At 62.2% G+C, this 3,723-nt stretch carries 2 protein-coding genes; one reads left to right on the top strand and one right to left on the bottom strand.

The features are described 5' to 3' along the window. Positions 1–321: 321 nt before the first annotated feature. Positions 322–903, bottom strand: a complete 582-nt coding sequence (locus ITP53_RS54390) for a DUF6461 domain-containing protein (RefSeq protein WP_195903317.1) — start codon at positions 901–903, stop codon at positions 322–324. Between the two features lie 1,037 nt (positions 904–1,940). On the opposite strand from ITP53_RS54390, the gene ITP53_RS60870 reads away from it, so the two are divergent. Continuing rightward, on the top strand, positions 1,941–3,723 hold a 1,783-nt coding region (locus tag ITP53_RS60870; RefSeq protein ID WP_195903316.1), incomplete at its 3' end, for a tetratricopeptide repeat protein.

The following is a 3,723-nucleotide window of genomic DNA, read 5'->3' as shown; positions in this document are numbered from 1 at the left end:
GGAGGGTGGGGTACTGCAACAGCCTCCGCGATGGGGTTCCGTCACAACTGCCCGCCGTGCAATATACGTGCAATGATCATGGTTCGCATCACGGTGAGATACGGTCATGCCGCAGGTGGAAGGCCATATCTCAGCCGCAACGGTCACGCCCTGTAAAACCGTCGGGTCACCCTACGCAAGTTCGAACCTTGCACCTGCCACACCAGCAGAAAAGGCCCTTCGCCAGCGGACGCGGTGAGCCGCCTCTTTGGTTGATCGTCCGTGAGTGCCCGCGATTCCCCTGTGTCCCCACTGGCCGCCGAACGTGGCATCGGGGACACATCAGCCGACGACGCCGCTCATGAGCGACCCTTTCACAATGTCCGGGGTCAGTACCACGCCGGTCAATCGGGCCGCGAGGAGAAGCGCTCCGGAGGCCGACGACGGCGCTTCGGCACCGGTTCCGGGTTCGTCCTCGGGATCAAGGCCCGCCTCCCTCATCAGGTCGTTGAGCCGATCAGGATCACTTCCGTGCCGCTGTTCTGGAATCTTGGGGTTGAAGTAGGTGACCAACTCCCCATCCACCGCGTAAACGAAGTCGTCGGACGCGTAGTCATGCCGTAGCACCGCCACGGCCACAGTCCCGGCCGAAAGTGCCTGTGCCTTGTCGGCTTCCGTGCATGTCCACCCGCTCTCCTCGATGAGCACGGTCCAGTCGCCCACTCGCCCCGCGAGCACGGTCTCAGGAAAGAGGCCATCGTCTATCAACTCGTCATAGGTGAGCGGCCGGATGCTCTCCTGGTCAGCCCCCAGTCGGAGAAGCGCCTCCACCTCGCTGACTCCTCGCACGAAGGTCAGGCACCACAGATCGCCCAACTCGTCGTCTTCGGCCAGCCAGGCAACATCGGCATAGGTGAACGCCATCCGCAACACCCCATCTGTTGATCGTCGTGCCATTAGCGTGCCATTAAGGGCGGGCAACAGGGGGCAGTCACGGTCACTGGCGGACTATCTGCCGCCCAGGTCGAGGCCGTAGCCCTCGAAGATCAGACCGATTTGCAAGCAGGAAGTCAGGAGTTCGAATCTCCTAGGCTCCACAGCAGGTCAAAGGCCACTACCCATGATCGGGAAGTGGCCTTTTCGATCTTGTACAGCTGAGAAGTACAGCTACACGCTCAGCCGGGGTAGCACAGCAACAAACCAGTCCACGATCATGGCGTACCTGGCGACAGCTTCGAGCACGCATAGTGCGCACTGCTCAGGTCCTGGACGTGGGCCAGTTCATGCCCGTGCCCCTCAGGTTGATCGTCGGTCTCATGCTTGCCGCGACGGGCTCGTGGGCCCGTACCCTGGCGGTCTCTTGCGCGCCTTCGTCACCGGCCCCGCCGCTCTGCGGTTGGAAGATGGCACAGGGAACGGTCGGGGCGGGAAAGTGTTGCGGTATGGCTTTTGTGGGATGAGCGCGGCTCGTTCTGAAGTGACCGTATGGGCCGTAAGGTTGCGGTCATGTTGTAGCAACGGCCAGCATTTGTCTGGCAGCAGGGCAAGGAGCTGCGCCGTATCACCCCATTCCACGTTCGTCCGGCTGTATCGGTCCGAGTCGCACAGCCTGGAACGATCAGGCTCCGAGCTGCTAGTGCGGTTTGGTTCCGTATAACGCACCACTTAGATAGGGCTCCCACGACCGCCCGTCTGTGGCCGGCCGCTGTACGTGGCTGGCGGCGATGGACGGGACAGGGGGCATGCCTCGCCCGATCCCCCGGGGGCATGATGGTGGGTATCAGCGGAAAGGCTGGGCAGGGCAAGATCCTCCAGTTCTGATAGACCTTCGGTGAGCTGACCGGAATGGAGGTAATGGCTGGTTGGTCTCGTTAAGGTGATGTCTTATACACCAGCGGTAGTCCCGGTAACGAGGTTGTGGCCATCGTTGGGGAGGCGGGGTTGTAATCGCTGGAGGCGGTGTGACCACATGGCGACGAGTGGTCTCCGGATTGCTGCTTGTGCTGCTGGTAGTGATCGCAGTGGCCGCAGCGGCGTTGGCAAAGCTGCCTCAGCCACCGACGTGGGCCGCAATGGTGATCGCCGGCGCGGCGTTCGCGGCCGGACTTGTCCTTGATCCGTTCAAAAAGCGTGCCGCCGAATGGATTGAGCGCCCCCGTCAGCACCGCACCGCGCTTTTGGCCCATACCCGGATGCATGATCGTGCTGGACATTTACTGCGCGTACGTGAGTGCACCGACGCGACTGCATTGGGGGTGCATCCATCAACCATCGTCCAGGATGCTGTGCTCGATGCCACCCGCTTGCCGCCCTACGTGCGCCGTGATGCCCATACTGAGCTACGCCAGGCATTTACTGTAGGCGGACTGGTCGTCATTGAGGGGGCTTCCACTGCGGGCAAGTCACGTCTTGCTTTTGAGTGCATGCACGCGTATGTGTCCGATCGATGGTTGATCGTGCCGGATGGTCCCGCTGGCTTGAAAGAGATCATCAAAGCGGATGCCTCGATCAGAAACGCGGTCATTTGGTTAGATGACGTACAGCACTATCTAGCCAGCGGTGGCCTGGATGGAGCGGTACTGGATGCTCTGTGCCCACTGGGATGTGCCGATGTGCTGGTGTTGGCGACATTGCGGTCCGAGGCCCGTAACGAACTGACCGCTAAAGACCTACAAACCTCCACCGCACGGGCCATCGAGGAGGTTATGCGACGCGCTCGCGTCATCCATCTGGAGAACGCGCTGACCCCAAGTGAGCAAGCCCGTGCTGAGCACCTTCGTACTGACCCGAGGATCGCCGCCGCTCTGGACCAGACCGCCGGAGCCGGGTTCACAGAGTACCTGGCCGCAGCACCAGCCATCTTGGAGCATTGGCAATCTGCCCGGCATGGACAACACCCGACTGCCGCCGCTATCATCTCCGCCGCGGTTGACGCCCACCGTGCCGGACATCAAACGCCGATCCCTCGTGCGTTATTGGAAAAGCTGTACCTGCACTATCTGGACGCCCGCACTCGACACCGCCCCAAGCAACCAGCCTTTGATCAAGAGCTGGACTGGGCGACCCAGCCGGTCAAAGGCGCTAGCGCCTGTCTTACCCCCTTCGGTCAGGACACCTACCAGCCTTTCGAGTACCTGATAGATCATAAGCAGCGCACCAGCAACCCCACTGAGATTCCAGCGATCTGGTCCGACTTGCTCGCTCACGCCACCGCTCCCGACGTTTTCAGCATCGGAATCGCGGCGTACCAGGCCGATCAGCATGACATCAGCCAAAAGGCATTCCATCGCGCAGCCGAGGCCGGCGACACTCGCGCCATGTCCAATCTGGGGGTTCTGCTGGCAGAGGCGGGACGGATCGAGGAGGCCGAGCAGTGGTATCGCCGTGCTGCCGAGACTGGGCATGCCGATGCCATGTCCAGTCTCGGGGTTCTGCTGGCAGAGGCGGGACGGATCGAGGAGGCCGAGCAGTGGTATCGCCGTGCTGCCGAGGCCGGCGATACCGATGCCATGTACAACCTGGGGATTCTGCTCCAGCGGGCGGGACGGATCGAGGAGGCCGAGCAGTGGTATCGCCGTGCTGCCGAGGCCGGCGCTATCGATGCCATGTACAACTGCGGGGTTCTGCTGGCAGAGGCGGGACGGATCGAGGAGGCCGAGCAGTGGTATCGCCGTGCTGCCGAGACCGGCGATACCGATGCCATGTCCAGTCTCGGGGTTCTGCTGGCAGAGGCGGGACGGATCG

It is taken from the genome of Nonomuraea cypriaca, from assembly GCF_015645445.1.
GTDB classification, from domain to species: domain Bacteria; phylum Actinomycetota; class Actinomycetes; order Streptosporangiales; family Streptosporangiaceae; genus Nonomuraea; species Nonomuraea cypriaca.
The sequence above is the reverse complement of the archived record's forward strand: the minus strand, read 5'-3'. Positions and strand labels throughout refer to the sequence as shown.